Source organism: Herbidospora sp. RD11066 (assembly GCF_054661255.1).
The window spans coordinates 404,563-425,368 of sequence record NZ_BAAGDO010000002.1 but is presented as its reverse complement, the minus strand read 5'-3'; the positions used below and the strand labels follow the sequence as shown (position 1 = coordinate 425,368).

At 72.2% G+C, this 20,806-nt stretch carries 24 protein-coding genes; 16 read left to right on the top strand and 8 right to left on the bottom strand.

Annotation, left to right across the window (positions count from 1 at the left end; translation table 11 throughout):
* Position 1: 1 nt before the first annotated feature.
* Genes ACYQ78_RS08510 through ACYQ78_RS08500 form a run of 3 tightly spaced genes read left to right on the top strand, consistent with a single transcriptional unit; the run spans position 2 to position 2,227 of the window.
* A complete protein-coding gene (locus ACYQ78_RS08510; RefSeq protein ID WP_459800181.1) occupies positions 2 to 406 on the top strand; it encodes a YciI family protein in 405 nt (134 codons plus the stop codon).
* The gene (locus tag ACYQ78_RS08505) at positions 396 to 1,610 is read left to right on the top strand and encodes an RNA polymerase sigma factor (protein ID WP_459800180.1); all 1,215 of its coding nucleotides are present in this window, start codon (positions 396 to 398) and stop codon (positions 1,608 to 1,610) included. Before ACYQ78_RS08510 ends, ACYQ78_RS08505 begins: the two co-directional genes overlap by 11 nt.
* Positions 1,607 to 2,227 (top strand): class I SAM-dependent methyltransferase, encoded by a 621-nt coding sequence (locus ACYQ78_RS08500; RefSeq protein ID WP_459800179.1) that lies wholly within the window; start codon positions 1,607 to 1,609, stop codon positions 2,225 to 2,227. The genes ACYQ78_RS08505 and ACYQ78_RS08500 overlap by 4 nt, the downstream gene beginning before the upstream one ends.
* Here the strand turns inward: ACYQ78_RS08500 and ACYQ78_RS08495 are convergent, their stop codons facing one another.
* A complete protein-coding gene (locus ACYQ78_RS08495) occupies positions 2,228 to 2,938 on the bottom strand; it encodes a calcium-binding protein (protein WP_459800178.1) in 711 nt (236 codons plus the stop codon).
* Between the two features lie 133 nt (positions 2,939 to 3,071).
* Between ACYQ78_RS08495 and ACYQ78_RS08490 the strand changes: the two genes are divergently transcribed.
* Entirely contained in the window at positions 3,072 to 3,521 is a 450-nt protein-coding gene (locus ACYQ78_RS08490; protein ID WP_459800177.1) for a DUF5946 family protein, read from the top strand.
* A gap of 11 nt (positions 3,522 to 3,532) precedes the next feature.
* Complete coding sequence (locus ACYQ78_RS08485) at positions 3,533 to 3,937, top strand: VOC family protein (protein WP_459800176.1); 405 nt, start codon at positions 3,533 to 3,535, stop codon at positions 3,935 to 3,937.
* Here ACYQ78_RS08485 and ACYQ78_RS08480 read toward each other — a convergent pair.
* From ACYQ78_RS08480 to ACYQ78_RS08470, 3 genes are read right to left on the bottom strand one after another with little or no spacing between them, the layout of a single operon-like run.
* Positions 3,912 to 4,508, bottom strand: coding sequence for an AAA family ATPase (locus ACYQ78_RS08480; protein ID WP_459800175.1), 597 nt, complete (start codon positions 4,506 to 4,508; stop codon positions 3,912 to 3,914). The genes ACYQ78_RS08485 and ACYQ78_RS08480 overlap by 26 nt on opposite strands.
* A complete protein-coding gene (locus tag ACYQ78_RS08475) occupies positions 4,505 to 5,167 on the bottom strand; it encodes an NADPH-dependent F420 reductase (protein WP_459800174.1) in 663 nt (220 codons plus the stop codon). Before ACYQ78_RS08475 ends, ACYQ78_RS08480 begins: the two co-directional genes overlap by 4 nt.
* A complete protein-coding gene (locus ACYQ78_RS08470; protein ID WP_459800173.1) occupies positions 5,164 to 6,201 on the bottom strand; it encodes an LLM class flavin-dependent oxidoreductase in 1,038 nt (345 codons plus the stop codon). The genes ACYQ78_RS08475 and ACYQ78_RS08470 overlap by 4 nt, the downstream gene beginning before the upstream one ends.
* A gap of 47 nt (positions 6,202 to 6,248) precedes the next feature.
* Here ACYQ78_RS08470 and ACYQ78_RS08465 point away from each other — a divergent pair, with 47 nt between their 5' ends.
* Together ACYQ78_RS08465 and ACYQ78_RS08460 are read left to right on the top strand one after the other, a co-directional pair.
* The gene (locus ACYQ78_RS08465; protein ID WP_459800172.1) at positions 6,249 to 6,707 is read left to right on the top strand and encodes a MarR family winged helix-turn-helix transcriptional regulator; all 459 of its coding nucleotides are present in this window, start codon (positions 6,249 to 6,251) and stop codon (positions 6,705 to 6,707) included.
* A gap of 84 nt (positions 6,708 to 6,791) precedes the next feature.
* Positions 6,792 to 9,527 carry an AfsR/SARP family transcriptional regulator gene (locus ACYQ78_RS08460; protein ID WP_459800171.1) on the top strand — a complete coding sequence of 912 codons (2,736 nt, stop codon included), beginning with the start codon at positions 6,792 to 6,794 and terminating at the stop codon, positions 9,525 to 9,527.
* Positions 9,528 to 9,893: 366 nt separating this feature from the next.
* Here the strand turns inward: ACYQ78_RS08460 and ACYQ78_RS08455 are convergent, their stop codons facing one another.
* Complete coding sequence (locus ACYQ78_RS08455) at positions 9,894 to 10,625, bottom strand: DUF7873 family protein (RefSeq protein WP_459800170.1); 732 nt, start codon at positions 10,623 to 10,625, stop codon at positions 9,894 to 9,896.
* Positions 10,626 to 10,695: 70 nt separating this feature from the next.
* Here ACYQ78_RS08455 and ACYQ78_RS08450 point away from each other — a divergent pair, with 70 nt between their 5' ends.
* From ACYQ78_RS08450 to ACYQ78_RS08425, 6 genes are read left to right on the top strand one after another with little or no spacing between them, the layout of a single operon-like run.
* On the top strand, positions 10,696 to 11,640 hold the full coding sequence (locus tag ACYQ78_RS08450) for an acyltransferase domain-containing protein (RefSeq protein WP_459800169.1): 945 nt from the start codon (positions 10,696 to 10,698) through the stop codon (positions 11,638 to 11,640).
* Positions 11,641 to 11,677: 37 nt separating this feature from the next.
* On the top strand, positions 11,678 to 12,196 hold the full coding sequence (locus ACYQ78_RS08445; RefSeq protein WP_459800168.1) for an RNA polymerase sigma factor: 519 nt from the start codon (positions 11,678 to 11,680) through the stop codon (positions 12,194 to 12,196).
* Positions 12,193 to 12,960: a zf-HC2 domain-containing protein gene (locus tag ACYQ78_RS08440; RefSeq protein ID WP_459800167.1), complete on the top strand. Its 768-nt coding sequence runs from the start codon at positions 12,193 to 12,195 to the stop codon at positions 12,958 to 12,960. Before ACYQ78_RS08445 ends, ACYQ78_RS08440 begins: the two co-directional genes overlap by 4 nt.
* On the top strand, positions 12,945 to 13,793 hold the full coding sequence (locus ACYQ78_RS08435) for an ABC transporter ATP-binding protein (protein ID WP_459800166.1): 849 nt from the start codon (positions 12,945 to 12,947) through the stop codon (positions 13,791 to 13,793). Before ACYQ78_RS08440 ends, ACYQ78_RS08435 begins: the two co-directional genes overlap by 16 nt.
* Positions 13,790 to 15,142 (top strand): hypothetical protein, encoded by a 1,353-nt coding sequence (locus ACYQ78_RS08430; RefSeq protein WP_459800165.1) that lies wholly within the window; start codon positions 13,790 to 13,792, stop codon positions 15,140 to 15,142. Before ACYQ78_RS08435 ends, ACYQ78_RS08430 begins: the two co-directional genes overlap by 4 nt.
* On the top strand, positions 15,139 to 15,705 hold the full coding sequence (locus ACYQ78_RS08425; protein ID WP_459800164.1) for a hypothetical protein: 567 nt from the start codon (positions 15,139 to 15,141) through the stop codon (positions 15,703 to 15,705). Before ACYQ78_RS08430 ends, ACYQ78_RS08425 begins: the two co-directional genes overlap by 4 nt.
* On the opposite strand, the gene ACYQ78_RS08420 is transcribed toward ACYQ78_RS08425, so the two are convergent.
* Complete coding sequence (locus ACYQ78_RS08420) at positions 15,662 to 16,486, bottom strand: alpha/beta fold hydrolase (protein ID WP_459800163.1); 825 nt, start codon at positions 16,484 to 16,486, stop codon at positions 15,662 to 15,664. The two genes, ACYQ78_RS08425 and ACYQ78_RS08420, sit on opposite strands and share 44 nt — an antisense overlap.
* 32 nt (positions 16,487 to 16,518) lie before the next feature.
* Positions 16,519 to 16,917 carry a MarR family transcriptional regulator gene (locus ACYQ78_RS08415; protein ID WP_459800162.1) on the bottom strand — a complete coding sequence of 133 codons (399 nt, stop codon included), beginning with the start codon at positions 16,915 to 16,917 and terminating at the stop codon, positions 16,519 to 16,521.
* Between the two features lie 79 nt (positions 16,918 to 16,996).
* Here ACYQ78_RS08415 and ACYQ78_RS08410 point away from each other — a divergent pair, with 79 nt between their 5' ends.
* Together ACYQ78_RS08410 and ACYQ78_RS08405 are read left to right on the top strand one after the other, a co-directional pair.
* Complete coding sequence (locus ACYQ78_RS08410; protein ID WP_459800161.1) at positions 16,997 to 17,671, top strand: NAD(P)-dependent oxidoreductase; 675 nt, start codon at positions 16,997 to 16,999, stop codon at positions 17,669 to 17,671.
* Between the two features lie 45 nt (positions 17,672 to 17,716).
* Positions 17,717 to 19,030 carry a PP2C family protein-serine/threonine phosphatase gene (locus tag ACYQ78_RS08405; protein WP_459800160.1) on the top strand — a complete coding sequence of 438 codons (1,314 nt, stop codon included), beginning with the start codon at positions 17,717 to 17,719 and terminating at the stop codon, positions 19,028 to 19,030.
* Here ACYQ78_RS08405 and ACYQ78_RS08400 read toward each other — a convergent pair.
* Positions 18,978 to 19,805, bottom strand: a complete 828-nt coding sequence (locus tag ACYQ78_RS08400; RefSeq protein WP_459800159.1) for a TetR/AcrR family transcriptional regulator — start codon at positions 19,803 to 19,805, stop codon at positions 18,978 to 18,980. The two genes, ACYQ78_RS08405 and ACYQ78_RS08400, sit on opposite strands and share 53 nt — an antisense overlap.
* 37 nt (positions 19,806 to 19,842) lie before the next feature.
* Here ACYQ78_RS08400 and ACYQ78_RS08395 point away from each other — a divergent pair, with 37 nt between their 5' ends.
* A complete protein-coding gene (locus tag ACYQ78_RS08395) occupies positions 19,843 to 20,763 on the top strand; it encodes an ATP-binding cassette domain-containing protein (RefSeq protein ID WP_459800158.1) in 921 nt (306 codons plus the stop codon).
* Positions 20,764 to 20,806: the final 43 nt, after the last annotated feature.

The window sequence follows — 20,806 nt, the reverse complement described above, 5'->3', positions numbered from 1 at the left end:
AATGCCCAGGTACATGCTGCTGACCAAATACGACGACGACCTCGGCGTCGGCCCCATGTCCACCTGGGACCCTGACGACATGCACGCCCACCTCGACTACCTGCGGAAACTCAACCAGGCCCTGATCGAGAACGGCGAGCTCGTCGAGGTGAGGGCGCTGACCGGGCCCGAGATGGCCAGGGTTGTCATGGCGGGCGGAGACCAGGGCCGGGTCGTCACCGACGGGCCGTTCACCGAGGTCAAGGAGGTGCTGGCCGGTTACCAGATGGTCGATGTCGAGGACGACGCGCGGGCGGTGGAGATCGCGGCGCTGGTGTCGGCGGCGCCGGGGCCGGGGGGTGTGCCGCTGCGGCAGCGGATCGAGGTCCGGCAGGTCATGGGCGGGTTCTCCAGCGATGACCTCTGACCGGATCGAGGGCCTGCTGCGTGAGCTGGCGCCGCAGGTCCTCGGCGCGGTCGTGCGGAGTTACGGCGATTTCGACGCCGCGGAGGACGCGGTGCAGGAGGCGTTGCTGGCCGCCGCGCTGCACTGGCCGGCCGAAGGGCTGCCGGACAATCCGCGGGGGTGGCTGATCCAGACGGCGGTGCGGCGGCTGACCGACCAGTATCGGAGCGAGGTGGCGCGGCGGCGGCGCGAGGAGTCGGTCGCGTCGCATGAGGTGCCGGGGGCCGAGCCGGTGCAGCACGACGACACCCTGTTGCTGCTGTTCATGTGCTGTCATCCGGCGCTGACGCCCGCTTCGTCGATCGCGCTGACGTTGCGTGCGGTGGCGGGGCTGACCACGGCGGAGATCGCGGCGGCGTTCCTGGTGCCGGAGACGACGATGGCGCAGCGGATCAGCCGGGCCAAGCAGAAGATCAAGGGTGCGGGGGTGCGCATGCCCACGCCCGGCGAGTTCGGGGCGCGGCTGGGGTCGGTGCTGCACGTGCTGTATCTGCTGTTCAACGAGGGGTACGCCACCAGCGGCGGCACCCAGCTTCATCGCGCCGACCTGTCGGGGGAGGCGATCCGGCTGACCCGGCTCGTGCACGCCATGCTGCCCGAAGAGGGGGAGGTCACCGGGCTGCTGGCGTTGATGCTGCTCAACGACGCGCGGCGGCCGGCGCGTACCGGGGAGCGGGGCGAGCTCGTGCCGCTGGCCGACCAGGATCGCTCACGGTGGGACCGGGCGGCGATCGCCGAGGGGGTGCGGCTCGCCGCGACCGCGATGGCGGGTGGCGTCGTCGGTGAATACCAGTTGCAGGCGGCGATCGCCGTGCTGCACGACACCGCCGGGAGCGCGGCCGACACCGACTGGCCGCAGATCCTCGGCCTCTATGGCCTGCTCGAACGGCTGACCGGCAATCCCATGGTGACCCTGAACAGGGCCGTCGCCATGGCGATGGTGCACGGGCCGCGGGCCGGGCTCGACCTGCTCGGACCGCTGGGGGAGCGGCTGCCGGGTCATCATCGGCTCGACGCCGTCCGCGCCCATCTGCTCGACCTGCTCGGCGACACCGAGGCCGCCGCCGCGCACTACCGCGCGGCCGCCGCCAGGACCACGAGCGAACCGGAACGCCACTATCTGATCGCTCAGGCGGCCCGGCTCAAGGCCATGATGAAAGGGTGACCTCGTCGATTTTCGCCCGTATGTGGCCCCGGATGCGGCAGACCCTCGACCGCCGTGGCATGACCGACCACCGTCGCGCTCTGCTGGCGGGCCTCACCGGGCAGGTCCTCGAGGTCGGGGCGGGTGACGGCGCCAACTTCGCGCACTATCCGCCGACCGTCACCCGGGTCCTGGCGGTCGAGCCCGAGCCGAGGTTACGCAACCTCGCCGCCGAGGCGGCGGCCAGGGCGCCCGTCTCGGTCGAGGTGAGCGACGCGTCGGCGGGGAGGCTCCCCGCTCCCGACGGCGGCGTGGACACCGTCGTGTTCTGCCTGGTCCTGTGCACGGTCCCGGACATCGACGCGGCCCTCGCCGAGGCCCGGCGGGTGCTGAAGCCGGGGGGTCAGATCAGGTTCCTGGAGCACGGAAGGGCCGATTCCGCTGGTCTCGTACGTTTCCAGCGCGCCCTCGACGCCACCGTCTGGCCCCCTCTCGCGGGTGGCTGCCACACCTCGCGGGACATCGTGACAGCCGTGGAGGGAGCCGGGTTCACCATCGTCGACCTGCGGCGATACAACTTCCCGCCGGTCCGCACCCCGTGGTCGTTCTACGCGCGGGGTTCCGCCACCGTCGGCTGACTACTCGCACCGCGTCGTGGTGTCGGTGCCGGGGCCGCCGTTGCAGCTGTCATCTCCCGGGCCGCCGTTCAGTTCGTCGGCGCCGGTGCCCCCGTTGAGTTCGTCGGCGTCGGCGTCTCCGCGTAGTTCGTCGTCGCCGCTGCCGCCGTTGAGCTCGTCGGTCCCGGCTCCACCGCTGAGGTCGTCGCCGCCCGCGCCGCCGTTGAGCTCGTCGTTTCCTGCTCCGCCGCGCAGTTCGTCGTCGCCCGCGTCGCCCCGGAGGGTGTCGTCGCCGCCGTTGCCGCGCAGGGTGTCGTCGCCCTTCCCGCCGCGCAGGTCGTCGGCGTTGCCGCTGCCGCGCAGCTCGTCGTCACCGTCGCCGCCGAAGACGGCCACCGGCCTGCCCAGCGCCGGGAGGTTCACCACGACGACGTCGTCCCCGTCGCCGACCACGATCTTGATCCTGGTGGCGAGCTGGGCGACCACGGTGGTCGGGCTCTCGGCGACGCAGCCGGTGATCGTCCCGGCCTCGTCCTCCAGCCGGATGCCGTCACCCACCTGGGTGATCGTCAGGTCGTTGGCGATGCCGGGCGCGGCCGTGTAGGTGGCGAGGCCGCCCGTCCCCAGAGCGCAGGTTCCGGCGGTCACCGCGGCTCTGGCCGAGGCGGGCGCCGCGAGGGCGGGAAGCGCTAACAGTGCGGCGGCCAGCAGCGCGCCCGATTTCTTCAGCATGGTTCCTCCTGTTGGTCGTTGCTGACCATCACGCTAGGAAACCGGGGGTGCCCGATCATCGGTGCCGCCCCTACAGGTTCGGGAGGGTTTTCCCCATGCGCGAAGCGGGGTGATCGTGACACCATGACCGGCCATGACCTGTGAGTGCGGGGCGGCTCCGGGCCCGCTGGGCGGGTGCGCCGACTACTACCACGCGATCCTGTCGGAGGAGCAGCGCGACCCGGCCATGTGGCCGTGGCACGCGCCGGTCGTGTGCGCCTATCTGCTCCAGCATCCCGGCGACGTCCACGAGAAGTATCTCGACGTGCAGTTCCGCTGGCTGCAACTGCTGATCGACCAGGGGATCGACGCGGTGGTGCGGGTCGCGGCCTATCAGAGGAAGCGGAACCGGCGGCAGGGCTACGACCTGGCGCCGTTCGAGAAGTACGACCCTCTGCCGACGAACATCCCCGGGCGTTTTCGAGAATCCTTCAGCGGGCTGCCCGTCATCGATGGGAGTTTCGTCTCCGACGGACACGAGGCGTACGGCCGCCGCGTCGAGATGATCGCCGAGGCGACCGTGGACGCCTGGAAATCCAGCTGAGGGAGACGCGCATGCTTCGAGGACCGGCCACGATCATGTTCTGGGCCGCTGACCTGCCCGCGGCGAAGAGCTGGTACACCGAGCTGCTCGGGATGGAGCCCTACTTCGAGGTCCCCGGTTATATCGAGTTCCGCATCGGCGACTACCAGACCGAACTGGGCATCGCCGACCGCCGCTACGCCCCCGGCGACCTGGGCGAGGGCCCGGGTGGCGCGGTCGTGCACTGGGCGGTGTCCGATGTGGAGAAGACCCTCGACCGGCTGGTGGAACTGGGGGCCGTCGTCCTGATGCCGGTGACCGAGCGCGGCGACGGCTTCGTCACCGCGGCGGTCACCGACCCCTTCGGCAACGTGCTGGGCATCATGTACAACCGCCACTACCTGGAGATCGTCAACGGTCGAACCGCACCTGCCTGAGCCGGTCGGCCCCCGCCCGCGTGATCACGTGTGCCGTGAGGGCGGGCGCGGGGTCTCCTGCCTGTACGCGGCCAAGAAGCTTCCCCCACCTGCGGAGATGCCGGCCGAAGGCGGCCTTCGGCACCACCCGCCCGCGGGTCTGCTGCCCCTCCACCGCCAGCTCGGGCGGGGTGTCGAGCAGCAGCAGGTGCAGCCGGGTGCCGCGCCGGACGGCCAGCCACGACAGGATGTGCAGGATGAGGGTCGCGCACCCCCGGTTGTGGGCGATGACCGGGCCAGTGCGCATCGCCCGGGAGATGCGGGACATGTGGGTGAACCACACGACGGCGGTTCTCATCGGCTTGGGGGCCCAGGCCAGCTTGACCGCCCAGCGCAGCCGCGACTGGTAGCTGTCGATGACGGTCAGCCCGTTGCGGTCGACCGGCCGCACTTCGTCGCCGCGCAGGTCGTAGAGCCGCCGCAGCAGCGTGGTCTTCCCGGCACCCGGCAGACCCGTCAGGATCACCAGCGCGCCCGGCGGATAACTCAACGTGTCGGCCGTGCTTTCCGCGGCCGGAACCCCCAGGGTCAACCTGTCCCCTCCCGTTGTCTCTCATGATGGCGAACATTTCCGGGCGATGCGGCCAGCATCGCGCGGAGTTCGTCCGCCTCGACGTTCGCGCCGAAGGCCGCGGTCCCGGGTTCCATGCGCACGCCCTCGGCGAGTGGCCCGGCGGGCACGGGGTCGAAGCCGAACGCGTCGACGAGCCCGGCGACGGCCGCCACGTCATCGGGGTCGTCACCGGCGACGGCGATCGCGCGGCGTCCGGGGGCTCCGGCGGGGAGGGCGCCGTCCTCCAGGTCGTGGTAGCCCATGTGGTTGAAGCCCTTCACGACCCTCGCGCCGGTCAGGAACTCCTGGACGATCTCGCTGGAGTTGCCCAGGTCGTCGCGGACGCCGTCCACCTCCCACCAGTAGTTCATGGCGTCGACGACGAGCTTGCCGCGCAGCGCCCCGGCCGGGATCGTCCGGTATTTGCCGAGAGGGAGCGCAAGGATCACCACGTCGGCTCCGGCCGCCGCCTCGGCCGAGGTGACCGCCACGGCGCCGGGGGTGATGACCTCGGTGATGAGGGCGATCCGTGCGGGGTCGCCGGAGCCCGCGATGAGCACGCGGTATCCGGCCGCCAGCGCCAGCCGGGCCAGGACGGTGCCGACCTTGCCCGCCCCGAGGATGCCGATGGTCGTCATGACCGCTCGCTCAGCAGGTCGCGGACCATGGGGATGACCTTGGAGCCGTACAGTTCGACGGCCTTGAGGCGGGCGCCGGCCGGCTGCGGGCCGACGCTGTAGATGAGGTCGAACCGGGCGACGCCCAGGCGGTCGACGGCTCCCGCGATCTTGCGGGCGACGGTCTCGGGGGAGCCGATGTAGAGGGAGCCGTGGGCGATCTCCGCGTCGTACTCCGACCTGCGGATCGGCGGCCAGCCCCGGGTGGCGCCGATGCGGTCGCGCATGATCTTGTAGCCGGGCCAGAAGCCCTCGGCGGCCTCCTCGTCGGTGTCGGCGATGAAGCCGGGCGAGTGCATGCCGACCGGGTGGGCGGTGGTGCCGAACTGGTCGGCGGCCCGCTTGTAGAGGTCGATGTAGGAGGCGAACCGGTCGGGGGCGCCGCCGATGATGGCGAGCATCAGCGGCAGGTCGTAGTGGGCGGTGCGGATGACCGACTGGGGCGAGCCGCCGACGCCGACCCAGGTGGTGAGGCGGCCCGACTCGGTCTTGGGATAGACGTCGGCGTTGTCGAGCGGGGCGCGGACGGTGCCCTTCCAGGTGACCGGCTTCTCCTTCAGGAGCTCCGCGAACAGCTCGATCTTCTCCTCGAACAGCACGTCGTAGTCGGCCAGGTCGTAGCCGAACAGCGGGAACGACTCGGTGAAGGAGCCGCGCCCGAGGATCACCTCGGCCCGGCCGTTCGACAGGGCGTCGACCGTCGCGAAACGCTGGAACACCCGCACGGGGTCGTCGGAGCTCAGCACCGTCACGCCGGAGGCCAGGCGGATGCGGGAGGTGCGGGTCGCGATGCCGGCCAGCACGGTCTCGGGCGAGGAGATCGAGTATTCGGGCCGGTGGTGCTCTCCCAGGGCGATCACGTCGACCCCGAGTTCGTCGGCGAGCACGGCCTCGTCGAGGACCTGGCGGATCGCGGCGGCGTGGGAAACGGGGACTCCGGTGTCGTCCTGCGGCACGTCGCCGAAGGTGTCGAGCCCAAAGGTGAGGTCGGTCATACACTGGAGAATGATTGACATGTCAATTATATTCCGGAGGCGACGCGGTGACCCAGCTACCGAATCGGGAGCAACTGCGGATCTGGCGCGACTTCATCGAGACCACCGACGCGCTGCGGGCCGAGATGGCCGCGCGGCTCCAGCGCGACTCGGCCCTGTCGATCGGCGACTACGCCGTCCTGCTCGCGCTGAGCGAGGCCGACGGCGGCAGGCTGCGCTCCTCCGACCTGGCCGCCACAATCGGCTGGGAGCGCAGCCGCCTGTCCCACCACTTGGGCCGCATGGACAGGCGCGGACTGATCCGGCGGGAGAACTGCACCTCGGACAACCGGGGAGCCGAGGTCGTCCTTACGGAGGAGGGGGCCTCCGCCTTCGGGAGGGCCACCGTTCCGCACCTGCGCGCTATCCGTGAGCTGTTCGTCGACGCGCTCAGCCCTGATCAGATCGCCTCGGCCGGTGAGCTGGCGCAGGCATTGCGGGGGCGGCTGGATGCGTCATCCATGTAGAGAGTCATCCAAAAGCATCATTCCTGGCATAAGCACAGATTCTCTATAGTGGAGCCATATTCGGGTTTTCTCACGGGGGCGTGAGTGGATTTCGGAATTCTGGGGCCGGTACGTGCCCTGCGATCGGGGGAGCCGATCAGTCTGCCGCCCAAGGCACGGGCCGTCTTGGGCGCACTGCTACTCCATCCGGGCGCGATCGTGTCCAAGCACCGTCTGATGATGTGCGTCTGGGACGAACCGCCCGCATCGGCCATGGCCAACCTGCAGAGCTACGTCTCGCTGCTCCGCAAGGAGGACATCGAGGTCGAGACACACGAGCGCGGCTACCGGCTGCCGCTCGACTCGGCCCGTCTCGACCTGCTGGCCTTCACCGACTCGGTCAGGCGGGCCCGGCAGAGCAGCGGCGACGATCCGGCCGAGGCGATCCGGCTGTTCGGGCACGCCTTCGGCCTGTGGCGGGGGCGCCCGGCCGAGGACGTCGCGCTGGGCGCGGCCGTGGTGCCGCGTGTCAGCGAACTGGAGGAGCAGGCCGCAGCCGCCCGGCTCGACTGGATCGACCTGCGATTACGCGCCGGTCACCACAGCGACCTGGTCGGCGAGCTCAAGACGCTGGTGGAGGCCGCTCCGCTGAGCGAGCGCCTGTGGCTGCAGCTGATGCGCGCCCTCAACGGCGCCGGCCGCCGGGCCGAGGCGCTGGAGACCTACCGGCGGGCGCGTGCCGCGCTGGTCGACGAACTGGGCGTCGAGCCGGGCCCGGAGCTGCGCCGCCTGCACGCCGCGCTGCTCGACAGCTCCCTCGACGAGCCGCAGAAGCGGAAGGGCCCGTGCCTGCTGCCGCCGGACATCGCGGGGTTCGTCGGGCGGCGCCGGGAGGCCGGTCTCATCACCGAGGCGCTGCGCACGACCGGGGGCGCGCCTCAGATCGTGGTCGTGTCGGGGCCGCCCGGGGTCGGCAAGAGCACGCTGGCCGTGCGCGTCGCCCACGACCTGCGGGCGCGTTTCCCCGACGGCCAGCTCTTCGTCCGTCTCGACGGCGCCTCGGCCGCGCCGCGTGACCCGGCGGCGCTGCTGGCGGAGCTGCTCCGGCCCCTCGGTGTCGACGGCGCGGCGCTGCCGCCGACCGCCGACGAGCGGGCCGCGCTCTACCGGGCCCGACTGGCCGACCGGGCGGTGCTGGTGGTCCTGGACGACGCCGGGAGCGAGGCCCAGGTGCAGGCGCTGCTGCCCGGTACCGCGCGCTCGGCCGTCGTGGTGACCTCGCGGGGACCGCTGCCCCTGCTGGCCGGGGCGACGCCGGTGCCGCTCGACGTCCTGCCGCCCGCCGATGCGTACGCCCTGTTCGCGCAGGTCGCGGGGGCCGCGCGGGTGGCGGCCGACGCGGTGGCGGCCGAGGCGATCGTACGGGCCTGCGGGCGATTACCCCTGGCGCTGCGGATCGCGGGCGCCCGGCTGACGACCCGTCCGGCCTGGCCCGCGGCCGAGCTCGCGCGGCGGCTGACCGGGGCGCACCTCGACGAGCTGCGCTGGGGGCGGCTGTCGATCCGCAGCCCGTTCTCGATGAGTTACGCCGCCCTGTCGGAGGAGGCGAGGCGGGCGTTCCGCGCGTTCGGGCACCTCGGGGTCGACGGCCTGGCCGCCTGGTCGATCGCGGCGCTGCTGGGTGAGCCGGAACGGGCCGTCGACTTCGCCATGGAGGAGCTCACCGCCGCCGGATTGGTGACCGCCGGAGAGTGGGACGCCGCGGGTCAGACCCGTTATCGCATGCACAGCCTGCTGCTGCGCTACGCCGCCGAGGTCGCGGCCTACCCGCAGGCGGCCGTGCGGCGCCTGGTGACGGCCGCCGTCCAGCGGATCGGAGCGGCCGACCGCACGTGGATCCTGGCCGAACGCGAGATCCTCGCCGCCGCCGTCACGACCGCCGCCGAGCGCGGCCTGTCGGCCGAGGCCGCCGCCCTGGCCGCCGCGACCGCTCCTCATCTGGTCGTGTACGGCCTGCACGACGACGCCCGCCTCGCCCTGGACGCCGTGATCGACGCCCGGCCCGATGACATGACCGCCCGGCTGCACCGCGCCGAGGCCGAGGTCGACCGCCGCCGCACCACCGTCGCCGAGAGGGAGTTCCGCGTCCTGCTCGACCACTTCGACGGCCGCGACCACGTGAAAGCCGGTCGCGCGCTGGCCGGCCTGGCCACCTGCCAGTTCCAGCGGGGGGATCTGGAGTCGGCACGTACAGAAGCGGAAAGAGCCGTGGGTCTGCTGGCCGGACACCTGGAACCGCGCCTGGTGGCCTGGACGGTGCTCGCCGCCGCCGAGGTCTACCTGGCCCGCTACGACGAGGGCGTCACCACCTGCCGCACCGCGCTCCAGGCGGCGGGGGAGGAGCATCCGCTGCGCCGCGCCTGGATCCTGCGCCTGCTCGGCATCAGCCACTTCGACACCGGTCACCCCGAGAGGGCCATCGCCTGCTACCGCGAGAGCCTGGCCATCAGCCGCGCCATCGGCTGGCCCAAGGGGGAGCGGATGGCGCTGCGGCGGCTCGGCGAGGCGACCGCCGCGCTCGGCCACGACGACCAGGCGCTGCGCATGCTGGCGGAGTGCGCGGAGATGTTCGCGCGGTCGGGCGACGTGCAGGGCGAGGCGCTGACCAGTTACGTCCTGGGCCAGATCCACCACCGCCAGGGCGATCCCGAACTGGCGTTGCGGCACTTCACCGCGTGTCACGACCGGCTGGGCCCCGACGTCGACCCGGTCTGGCGGGCCAAGACCGCCCGGCGGATCGAGGCCCTGAGAAATGGCGGTGGCCCCCAGGAAATGCCCTAAATCCTGGGGGCCGTAATGCCGCCATATCGCGTCACCGGCGGCTTTTAAGGCCACAGATCATGATCATGTCACCCGCTCTACGGTTGAGCCACGGGCGCAGGGAGAGCACCCGGCGGGATTTGAACCCGCAACCTGATGACTTTCGTCTGTGGCCGGTCGATCCGGTGACCGGCGGCGATGCTGAGTCTGGAGCGAGAGCCTGAGATTGAACGGTTGCCTCTTCCGGGTTGGGCCACCCTCGCGTGATGGGTGCGAGGGGCAGGAGTCGAACCTGCGCTGTCACCGCTGTTCAGTCTTACTGCTTCAGTTTCAGCTTGCGCTCATCGCGCTCCCCGCTCTTGCGAGCGGGGGTCTGTGGGGTGCCACCTACGCGAGCAGGTAGCCGAACACGGCCTCACCGATCTTCCGGTCGGTGATCTCGGTGCCGTTGGCCTCCTCGCGGGCGAACTTCACGGCCTCCTGGAGCTTGGTCAGGCGGCCGAGCAGTTCGTTGACGCGCCGCTGCGGCAGCGCGCCGGAGAAGACGATGCGGGTCCAGTAGCCGACCACGACGTCCTCGGTGAAGACCTGCACCTGGGCGGGGTGCTTCTCGGTCGCCTCGGCGAGCACGTGGTTGCGCGGCACCTTCTTGGTCCGGGTGGTCTTCACCGGCTCGGTCCGCCACGTGTCGGTGTTGCCGTCGAGCGACCAGGTCTCCGACGGGTCGAGCGTGGGGAGCTTGCCGATGAGGGTGTGCAGGTCGGTGAGCTGCTTCTCGAGGAACAGCAGGTAGGTCACCGGCACGTCGCGCAGCAGCGCGTCGCCGTCGACGACGACGTCGGCGCGCGCGGTGCAGTTGGCGACGTCCTTAGTGGCGGTGACGTCGAAGAGCCGGGTGAGGGTGACCGCGACGTCCTTCAGCACCTGCTCGGCCTGCACCTGCACGCGGGTCGACTCCGGAGGGAGCGTCTCGCCCTCGTCGTCGATCGGCTGGTAGGTGCGGGAGATGCCGGACAGCAGCGGCGCCTTCTGGATCAGATGGTAGGCGTCCGTCACCTTGCGCTGGACGTCGGACTTGACGCCCTTCTCCACGGCGAGGATCTGGTTGAGCTTGGTCACGATCAAGAAGGTAGCGGGATTGGGTGCCGGTCTTCACCTGATTTGTCAGATCACACGTAGCATCGTGTCCGTGGATCTGGACGAGATCGCCACCCGCCTCGGGGTGCCCGTCGAAGACGTCGACCGCGTGCACCGCCTCGCTGGTGACCTGCCGTCGGCCCCGCCGCCCGCCAGAGAGGACGCCCCCGCGCTCCTCGACCGTCTCGCGGTGCGGCCGGATGACGCCGCCGAGATCCTGGAGGGCTGGCCCGACCCCGACTCCCCGCTGTGGACGCCGGAGCTGCGCTGGCTGCTCGACCGTTCGACCGCGCTGGTCCGCGCCGACCTCGGCGGCCACCTGTGGCTGCCCCCGGGCCCGGAACTGCCGCGCGACCGGGGCCCGGCCTGGCGGCACCTCTACGTGTACGCCTACCTGGCCCTGCTCGACATCGTCACCCGCTACCACCGCGCCCACGGCGTGCCCGACGACGTGTCGTGGCGGAGCCTGGCCGACCTGGGCCGCAACCTCGCCGTCGACCGGCGGATGAACCGCGAGGGCTGGCCGGTCATGCAGGCGTGGCTGACCCTGCACGCCCGCGGCGCCATCTACGAACTGGGCCGTCTCCAGTTCCACCGCGGCGGCACCAGCCTCGACCTGCACATCCCCGAGTCGGGCCCGATGACCCCCGCTGCCATCGACGCCTCGCTCAACCGGGCCCGCGCGTTCTTCCCGCGCCACTTCCCCGGTGAGACGTACACCGCGTTCGCCTGCGGGTCGTGGCTGCTCGACCCGCAACTGCGGGAGTACCTGCCTGAGGACTCCAACATCGTCCGCTTCCAGAGCAGGTTCGAGCTCGACCCCTATGAGGAGCCCGAGGGGATCGACGCCGACGTCGAGATGCTGCGGTTCGGTTTCCGCAGCCTGACCACACCGCTCGACCGGCTGCCGCGCGGCACCGTGCTCCAACGGGCGATCATCGACCATCTTCAGTCGGGCCGTCACTGGCAGTGGCGCCGGGGCCGCTTCGCCGTCTGAGGGAACCGTTCGCTCCTCTGCTCGCGATAGAGGAGACATGAGCCCAGACAGCGACGACGCCTTACTGGCCGCCGTGGCGGGCGGGCAGGTCGAGGCGCTCCGCATCCTCCATCACCGGCACGCGCCGTGGATCCGGGCCCGGCTGGCCCGCCGGTGCGCCGACCCCGATCTCGTCGTCACGGCGGTGCAGGACACCTTCGTGGCGGTGTGGCGGGACGCCGGCCGCTACCGCCCCTCCGAGGGCGCGGCCGGGGCGTGGTTGTGGACGATCGCCATCCGCAAGCTGGTCAGCGCGCTGCGCGGCCGACCGCTGCCCGTCACCGCCGAGGCCGGGGTGACCGAATCGGCCGAGGACGTGGTGCTGCGCGCCGTCGAGCACGGCGACCTCGGGACCGCCCTGGCCCGCCTCTCACCCGAACTGCGGGCGGCCATCCAGGCCACGATCCTCGACGGCCTGACCGTGAAAGAGGCCGCGCACCTTCTCAGAATCCCCGAAGGCACCGTGAAGACCCGCGTGATGCGGGCCAAGGCCCAGCTCAGGGAGCTGCTGACATGAACGGCTGGCATGTGCCCGACGATCTGCGGGCGGCCTACCTGAGCGGGGACCTGCCGGAGCCGACGGCCATGTCGGTCGAGGCCCACGTGGAGTCGTGCCCCGCCTGCCAGGTCGCCTTCCCCGCCGACGAACCGTGGCTGGAGGCGAGCTGGGCGGCGATCGCCGACATCGTCGACCGGCCCCGGCCGCGCCCGCTGACCCGGTTCCTCACCGCTCTCGGGGTGCGGGAGCACGTCGCGGTGCTGCTGTCGGCGACTCCCGGACTGACCCGCTCGTGGCTGCTGGCGGTCGCGGCGGCGCTCGGGTTCGCGGTGTTCGCCGCGCACACCGCCGACCGGTCGATGATCGTCTTCCTGGCGGTGGCGCCGGTGCTGCCGCTGCTCGGCATCGCCGCCGCCTACGGCGCGCGTGTCGATCCCCTGTACGAACTCACCGGCGCCGCCCCGATCAGGCGCACCCGGGTTCTGCTGCTGCGCGCGCTGACCGTCTTGGTGGCGGCGGTCGTGATCACCGGGGCGGCGACCCCGGCGCTGCCGGGCTTCACCGCGGCCTGGCTGCTCCCCGCGCTGGCGTTGGCGGGGGCCGCGCTCGCTCTGGGCACGTGGATCGCGCCGCACCGCGCCTCGGCGCTGCTGGCCGCCGGGTGGCTGGTGGCGGTGCTGTCGGCGCGAGAGGCCGTGTTCGGGCCGCCCGCCCAGGCCGTCTACGCGCTGGCCCTTCTTCCGTTCATCTATCTGGGGGCACGACGATGGAACCGACTCTGACCGTCCACGACCTCACCCGGCGGTTCGGCCGCCGGACCGCCCTCGACGGCGTGTCACTGTCGCTCGGCACGGGCGTGACCGGGCTGCTCGGCCCCAACGGGGCCGGGAAGACCACCCTGATCAGGATCCTGGCGACCACGCTGGCACCCGACGGGGGCGGCATCCGGGCGTTCGGGCTCGACCCGGCCGACCGCGAGCAGCGCACGGCGATCCGCCGCCGGCTCGGCTACCTGCCGCAGAACCCGGGCGTGTATCCCCACTTCACTGCGTTCGAGCTGGTGGAGTACGTCGCGATCCTGAAGGAGCTCGACGACCGGCGGGCCCGCCACGACGAGGTGCGGCGGGTGCTGGCCGAGGTCGACCTGGCCTACCGCGCCCGCACGAAGGTGCGCAAACTGTCGGGTGGCATGCGCCAGCGGCTGGCCCTGGCCCAGGCCCTGCTGGGCGACCCCGGCCTGATCATCCTCGACGAGCCGACCGTGGGGCTCGATCCGGAGCAGCGGATGCGGTTCCGGGCGCTGCTGTCGAAACTGGGCGCGACCCGGACCGTCCTGCTGTCGACCCACCAGACCGAGGACGTCGCGACCCTGTGCGAACGCGTCGTGGTGATGAAGTCCGGCTCGGTGGTGTTCGAGGGCACCCCCGGAGAGCTCGCGGGGGTGGCGGCCGGGCAGGTGTGGCTGACGACGGCCCCGCCGGAGGGGACGTTCTGGCGCACCCCCGACGGCCGCTACCGGACCCTCGGCTCCCCGCCGCCCGGGGCGGTGCCGGGCGAGCCCGGCGTCGAGGACGGCTATCTGCTGCTGCTCGGCCGGGAGCAGGTGACCGCGTGACGCTCACCGTGTTCGAGCTGCGCCGGATGCTCCGCAACCCGTTGATCTGGGCCGCCGTGGTCGCCGCGATCGCCCTGGAGGGGCTGCAGGCCGCGCAGTGGTGGCCCGACCTGACCTACGTCACTCTGCACGCGGTGACCGCGTCGTCGCTGGTCGCGGGGGCCGTGCTGGTCGTCGCCAACCTCGCCGCCGCACGCGACCGGCGCTTCCCGGAGACCTTGGAAGCGCTGCCCGGCCGCGCGCCGTCCCGCACCCGTGCGGTCCTGTTCGCCGCGCCGCTCGTCGGCATGCTCGCCGCCGCCGCGGTGATCGTTCCCTTGGTTGTGTACGGCCTGCTCCGCGCCCCCGCCGCCGGATACCTCGACGGCTGGGAGGCCCTGAACGGCCTGGCCCTGGCGGCGTTCGCCGCGACGCTGGGCGCGGCGCTGGCCCGCTGGATCCCGTGGCCGTTCACGCCCGTGCTGGTGATCTTCGCGTTCCTGGCGCTGATCTTCGTCAACGGCGCGGGCGAATACGGCGGCTGGGCCCTGCCGTGGGTCCCCCTGCACGACGTGACCCTCGGCCCGCGCCCGTCGGCGGCCCACCTGCCCTATCTGGCCCTGGTCGCGGTCGCCCTCGGCGCGGTCGCGCTGCTCCGGCACGGCCTCCGTCTGATCCCGGTGGGCGTGGCCGCCGTGTCGCTGGCGGTCGCGGTCCCGGTGATCGCCCAGGCCGACCACCTGCCCAAACCCCCGCCGGTGCCCTGCCAGAAAGCAGAGGGGCTGACCTACTGCCCGCGTACCGGATATGAGCCGTGGGTCGAGCGGTGGGCGGCGGCGCTGCGCCCGATCACCTCGGCCGTGCCGCCGGAGGCACTGGCCCGGGTTCCGGAGCTGAGCCAGGACTCCCACGGAGCGCTGCCGCAGGTCTGGCTGACGGGGGTGAGCGAGCGCGCCCTCGCCGGTGAGGTCGCCGTGAGCGTGGCGGGGCTCGACTCCGCGCGGGCGTGCGGCCGGTCGCAGACGGTCGTGGCACTGTGGCTGACCGGCCTGGTGGTACCGCACGACCAGTCGGCCCCGACGGTGTGGGACCCGCGTGCCCCCGCGCCCTCCGAAGGCTGGTCGAAGATTCCGATGTCGGACAGCGGCAACGCCCGCGACGTGATCGGACGACTGAACGGGACCGTCTACGACGGCGCCGACCTGGCCAACGCCCGCGCCCTGCTCCGCGACTCCGCCGCGGGTGACCGGATCAGGGCGCACTGGGCCACGCTGACCGACCCGGCCACCACGACCGTCGAAGCCGGACCGCTGCTGGGCATCGACCCGGTGACCTCGGCCCACCCCTGCCCGGAACCGGTCACCCGATGAGGGCGCTGCTGATCCCGCTGGCCAGGGCGATCGACTGGGCGCCGCTGGCCGTCACGGTCCCGCTCGTGCTCGTCGGGGCCTGGCTGATCCCCGCCGAGTTCGCCGTCGCGGTGCTGCGGCTGGCGGGGGCGGTGCTCGCCGCCGCGACGGCGTTCGCGCTGGTCGACGGTATGGCCGCGTCGACCGCCGCCACGCCGGTGCCGCGCTGGGTGCGGCAGTGGACGCGCACGCTGATGGCCGCCGTGGTGGCGGTCGTGACGTGGGCGCTGGCATGGTGGCTGGCCGACGTGCCGGAGGTGGCGCCGGGTGGCCTGGCGGGGGAAGCGCTGGCCGCTCTGCTGCTGGCACTGGCCGCTGCCGGGTGGGCGGTGCGGCGCGCTGAGGGCAGGGCGGTGGCGCTGGCGGGGGCCGCGCCGCTGCTGGCCACCGGGGTGGGCACCTGGTCGGAGATCGGGTCGGGCTGGTGGTGGGCGGCCGTGCCCCTGCTGGTGGTCGTGGCCGCTGGACACACCGATCTGGTCAGGAGTTCAGGAACTCCCCGATGGTGGCCGTCTGCCCGGTGACCAGGTGGCCGACGCCGGGCAGCAGCCGGGCGTCGGCCTTCGGCACGTTCGCGCGGAAGCGCCGGATGGTCTGGGGACCGTTGATCAGGGCGTCGCGGTCGCCCGCGATGACCAGCAGCGGCATCGTCAGCCGGGCCAGCTCGGCGTCGCCGTAGATCGGCAGGTCGGAGCGGCGGGGCTTGAAGTCGCGGTTGATCAGGTCGAAGAACTCGCCGAACCACCCCGTTCCCTTCAGGTCGGCGCCCAGGATGAGCCGCTGCGACCGGTCGCGCTGCCCGACCGCCAGCAGGAGCAGCGCCAGCAGCAGGATCCCGCGCCGGACCTTCCCGATGCCGGCCGGGCAGATCAGCACGAGCCTCTCGACCCGGTGAGGGTCGCGGACGGCCAGTCCCGTGGAGATCCAGCCGCCCAGCGACAGCCCGACCAGCGTGGCCGCCTCGATGCCGAGGCCGGTCATGACCTCGCCGAGCCAGCCCGGATAGTCGCCCATCGGCGGCCGGTTGGGGGCCGACAGGCCGGGCTCGCCGGGGATGTCGACCGCGTAGACGCGGTGGCACTCCGACCAGGCGGCGATGTCGCCGAACCAGGTGAGGGAGTTGGCCATCGCGCCGTGCACGAGGATCACGGGCGGCGCGTTGGGCGGCCCGGACGCCACCACGAAGGTGTCGCCGAGCGTGGTCGGCACGGTCAGCCGCTCGGCCGGGACCGGCCAGGTGTCCAGCAGGTCGCTGTAGCGGGCCAGGAGGGCGCGCCCGGCGTCGGGGGAAACGAAGATGTCCATGAAGACACCGTATCACTCCCTTTGATAGGGAGTCATAGGGATTCTTTCGCCATGAATGCGGCATCGGTGACTTTGGTGAGGAAGTCGTGGATGAGCGCGCGCTCCTCGGGGGAGTAGCCGTCACAGATGGCGTCGATGGAGTGGGTCATGGGGGCGTACAGGGAGACGATCTCGGGGACGCGGTCATGGAGCGGCCGGATGAGCACCGCGCGCCGGTCGCGGGGGTCGCGTTCGCGGGCGATCCAGCCGCCCTTCTCCAGCCGGTCGAGCACGCCGGTCATCGTCGCGGGGTGCAGGCCGGTCATCCTGGCCAGCGCCGAGGGGGTCATCGGGCCGTGCCGGGCGATGAGGTAGAGGCAGTCGCGGTCGACCGGGCGCAGGTCGAGCCGCCCGCCGACCTGCTGGTTGAGCAGCGAGACCTGGGCGGTCAACGCGCGTAGCGCATCCTGGATGGAAGGTATGGAAACCATATAATACGACTCTCATACTATTCGCGTTTCGGAGGAACCCGTGAAGATCACGATATTCGGCGCCACCGGCGGAATCGGCAGCGAGTGCCTGCGGCTGGCCATGCAGGCCGGCCACGAGGTCACCGTGGTCGTGCGCGACGCCGGCCGCCTGTCGCTGGAGCCGCACCACGTCATGGTCGCCGACCTGCGCATCGCCCCCGACAAGAAGGAGCTGATCCTGGCCTGCGAGGGCGCCGACGCCGTGCTGTCGGGCATCGGCCCGCGCTCCCCCAAGCACGACCGGGGGGTGGTCACGGCCGCCACCCGCGTGATCGCCGCGGCCATGCACGCCGCCCACGCCCGCCGGATCATCATCGTCAGCGCCGCCCCCGTCTCGACCATCCCCACTCCGGGCAACCCCGACGCCCCCAAGCACGACCCGGGCGAGGGACCGATCACCCGCTACCTGCTGACCCCGATCATCAAGCGGGTCCTGCCGACCGTGTACGCCGATCTGTCGGCCGCCGAAGACGTCCTGCGCGAGAGCGGCCTCGACTGGACGGCGGTCCGCCCGCCCCGCCTGACCGACAAGCCCGGAACCGGCCGCTACCGCACCGCCCCCGACCGGAACCTGCCCCGCGGCCTGACGATCTCGCGCGCCGACGTGGCGGCGGCCATGCTCGCGATGATCGACCAACCCTCGACCATCGGCCATGCCATGGGCGTGGCGACCTGAGCCCGATTCCGGGTAGGGGAGGATGATCGGGAAAGGAGTCGGCAGGTGGCGCGGGACGGGCACGACGAGGCGGGGCGGCTCGACAGCGCCCTGTGGCGGGTGGCGCTGCTGCTGCGCGTGGCCGAAGACCTGGCCGACACCACCAACCTGGTCGACATCCGCCGCCGGGTCCGCGACCTGCTGGCCACCGACCTGAAACCGGTCTACGTCGGCCTGGTCCTGGCCGAAGACCGGCGGCTGCGCCGGATCATCGACGACGAGATCCCCCGCACCGTGGAGACCTTCGCCCGCCAATACGACATCGGCCCCGGCTGGCCCACCTTCGACTGCTACCAGCGCCGGCAGGTGATCGAGGTCACCGCCGACCTGCTGCGCGACGACTACGACGACGCCGCCCTGTCGGCGTTCGACGCCCTGAGCCTGGCGTCGGCGGTGTGCCTGCCGCTGCCCGGGGTGGCGGGCCCGGTCGGGGTGCTGGTCCTGGGCTGGGACCGGCCCCACGCGATCGACGCGCAGGAGCGGGAGATCCTGGTCGCGGTGGCCGGTTACACCGCCCGCGCGGTCGAGCGCACCCAGCTGCTCCAGCAGCGGGTCACCGTCGCCCAGCGGCTGCAGCGGGCGATGCTGACCGACCTGCCCGAGGTCCCCGGCCTGGAGGTGGCCGCGCTCTACCGCCCGGCGCGGACGGCCGACCTGGTCGGCGGCGACTGGTACGACGCCTACTTCCTGGAGCTCCCCGACCGGCGTGACCCGATGAGGCCGCGCGCCCTGGCCGTCACGGTGGGTGACATCACCGGCCACGACATGGCCGCCGCCGCGCTGATGGGCCAGGTCCGCAGCATGCTGCGCCAGGCCGACTCCGACTTCGCCGGAGGGGGCCCGGCCAAGTCGCTGGCGGCGCTGGAACACGCGTGCCGTCTGGTGTTGCCGCAGGCCACCGGCAGCCTGGTGCACGGCCATCTGATCCCGGGCGCCGACGGCTGGGAGCTCGTCTGGACCAACGCCGGCCATCCGCCGCCGATCCTGTTCCACCCGGGCGGCCGGGCCGAGGAGCTCACCACCCACGACCTGATGTTCTTCCCGACCCTGCTGCCCGAGGGCCAGGCCGCCCGCACCGAGTCGCGCCGCCTGCTGACCCCCGGCACGCTGCTGATCATGTTCACCGACGGCCTGATCGAGACCCCCGGCACCGACACCGACATCGCGACCGACCGTCTCATCGCGGCCCTGGCCGGGCACGCCGGACGGCCGCTGGGCGCCCTGCTCGACGAGGCGGCGGGCCCGGAGGGCAACGTCGACGACCTGGTCATGCTGGCCGTGCGGGTGCCTCCGGTGATCGCCCCCGGCGGCCCTCGATGAGCACGGCGATGCCGTCGAGGAGGCGGGCCAGGCCGAATTCGAAGGCGCCGGCCGGGTCGCCGGCGGCGTTGTAGGTCTCGCCGCTCGCGGTGCCCACGCGGCCCGCGAGGGGGTAGCCGGAGAAGTCGCCGACGGCGGCGAGGAACGGCTCGTGGGCCTTCCACCACTGTTCGTCGGTCATGCCGGTCTCGTGGGCGGCGCGTTCGGCCTCGATCACGCCCCGGGCGGCGCCGTGGACGTAGGCGGCCAGCAGGGTCAGGACGTTGTCCATCTCCAGGTCGGTCAGCCCGATGCCGTCGAGGGCGGACAGCTCGTGTTCGTATTTGCCCAGCGTGCCGGGGCCGAGCGGGGGGCGGCTGACGGCGACCTGGAGGATCCACGGGTGGCGGCGGTACATCGCCAGGTTGTCGCGGGCGATCAGCTCGACGCGGGCCCGCCAGCCCTCCGGCGTCTCGGCGGAGGTCCACGGTTCCTTGTAGACGGTGTCGAGCATGACGTCGAGCAGTTCGGCCTTGCCCGGGACGTGGGTGTAGAGCGACATCGTGCCGACGCCCAGGTGGTCGGCGACCTTGCGCATCGACAGCGCGGCCAGGCCCTCGGCGTCGGCGACCTCGATCGCGGCGGCGATGACGCGGTCGGCGGTCAGGTCGGTGCGGCCTTTGCGGGGGGCGCGTTCCCTGGCGCGGGACGGGTCGCGCCACAGCAGCGCCAGCGTGCGGGCCGGGTCGCCTCGTCCGATGTATTCCGTGGTCATGATGGCGCTCAGCGTACTCACGTCACTTATCCGTACGGCGTACGGTACGCTGTACGGCATGACGTACACGATAGAGGCGCACGGGCTCGTCAAGCGTTACGGCGCGCGGGCCGCCCTCGACGGGTTCGACCTGGCCGTCCCGCAGGGGACGGTCCACGGCCTGCTCGGCCCCAACGGGGCCGGCAAGACCACGGCGGTCCGGGTGCTGACCACCCTGCTGCGCCCCGACGCCGGCACCGCCCGCGTGGCGGGGTTCGACGTGCTCCGCGACGGCGGCGCGGTCCGCCGCCACATCGGCCTGGTCGGCCAGCACGCCGCCCTCGACGAGGCCCTGTCGGGCCGGGCCAACCTGGAGATGTTCGGCCGCCTGTCCCACCTGCGCACCGCCAAGGCCCGCGCCGGGGAACTCCTCGACCAGTTCGGCCTGGCCGACACCGGCAAGAAGCCGGTGAAGGACTATTCGGGCGGCATGCGCCGCCGTCTCGACCTGGCGGCGGGGCTGATCCTGTCGCCGCCGGTGCTGTTCCTCGACGAGCCGACCACCGGCCTGGACCCGCGCGGCCGGGCCGAGGTGTGGGCGGCGGTCCGCGACCTGGTCGCCCGGGGCACCACGGTGCTGCTGACCACGCAGTATCTCGAGGAGGCCGACCAGCTCGCCCACCGCGTCAGCGTCGTCAACGAGGGCCGCCAGGTCGCCGAAGGAAGCCCCGAAGAACTGAAGAAGATCGTCGGGGGAGACCGCGTGGAGATCGTCGTCCACGACCCCGCCGACCTGCCGACCGCGGCCGCACTGCTGGGCCCCGACGCCGAGACCGACCCCGACACCCGGCGCGTCAGCGCACCCGCCCCCGACCGCATGGCGACCCTGACGACGGTCGTCCAGGACCTGCAGAAGGCCGGGATCACCGCCGACGACATCGCGATCCGCCGCCCCACCCTCGACGAGGTGTTCCTCCACCTGACCAAGGCCGCCGCGTGACATTCCTTCTTCTCCGTTACGGCTTCGCGTGGCCGGCACCGCC

Bases quoted from the DNA above. Each gene is read 5' to 3' on its own strand.
- ACYQ78_RS08475 (WP_459800174.1), bottom strand. From the start codon at position 5,167: ATGACGACCATCGGCATCCTCGGGGCGGGCAAGGTCGGCACCGTCCTG.
- ACYQ78_RS08490 (WP_459800177.1), top strand. From the start codon at position 3,072: ATGACCTGTGAGTGCGGGGCGGCTCCGGGCCCGCTGGGCGGGTGCGCC.
- ACYQ78_RS08435 (WP_459800166.1), top strand. From the start codon at position 12,945: ATGGAACCGACTCTGACCGTCCACGACCTCACCCGGCGGTTCGGCCGC.
- ACYQ78_RS08505 (WP_459800180.1), top strand. From the start codon at position 396: ATGACCTCTGACCGGATCGAGGGCCTGCTGCGTGAGCTGGCGCCGCAG.
- ACYQ78_RS08395 (WP_459800158.1), top strand. From the start codon at position 19,843: ATGACGTACACGATAGAGGCGCACGGGCTCGTCAAGCGTTACGGCGCG.
- ACYQ78_RS08495 (WP_459800178.1), bottom strand. From the start codon at position 2,938: ATGCTGAAGAAATCGGGCGCGCTGCTGGCCGCCGCACTGTTAGCGCTT.
- ACYQ78_RS08470 (WP_459800173.1), bottom strand. From the start codon at position 6,201: ATGACCGACCTCACCTTTGGGCTCGACACCTTCGGCGACGTGCCGCAG.
- ACYQ78_RS08425 (WP_459800164.1), top strand. From the start codon at position 15,139: ATGAGGGCGCTGCTGATCCCGCTGGCCAGGGCGATCGACTGGGCGCCG.
- ACYQ78_RS08440 (WP_459800167.1), top strand. From the start codon at position 12,193: ATGAACGGCTGGCATGTGCCCGACGATCTGCGGGCGGCCTACCTGAGC.
- ACYQ78_RS08485 (WP_459800176.1), top strand. From the start codon at position 3,533: ATGCTTCGAGGACCGGCCACGATCATGTTCTGGGCCGCTGACCTGCCC.
- ACYQ78_RS08445 (WP_459800168.1), top strand. From the start codon at position 11,678: ATGAGCCCAGACAGCGACGACGCCTTACTGGCCGCCGTGGCGGGCGGG.
- ACYQ78_RS08510 (WP_459800181.1), top strand. From the start codon at position 2: ATGCCCAGGTACATGCTGCTGACCAAATACGACGACGACCTCGGCGTC.
- ACYQ78_RS08420 (WP_459800163.1), bottom strand. From the start codon at position 16,486: ATGGACATCTTCGTTTCCCCCGACGCCGGGCGCGCCCTCCTGGCCCGC.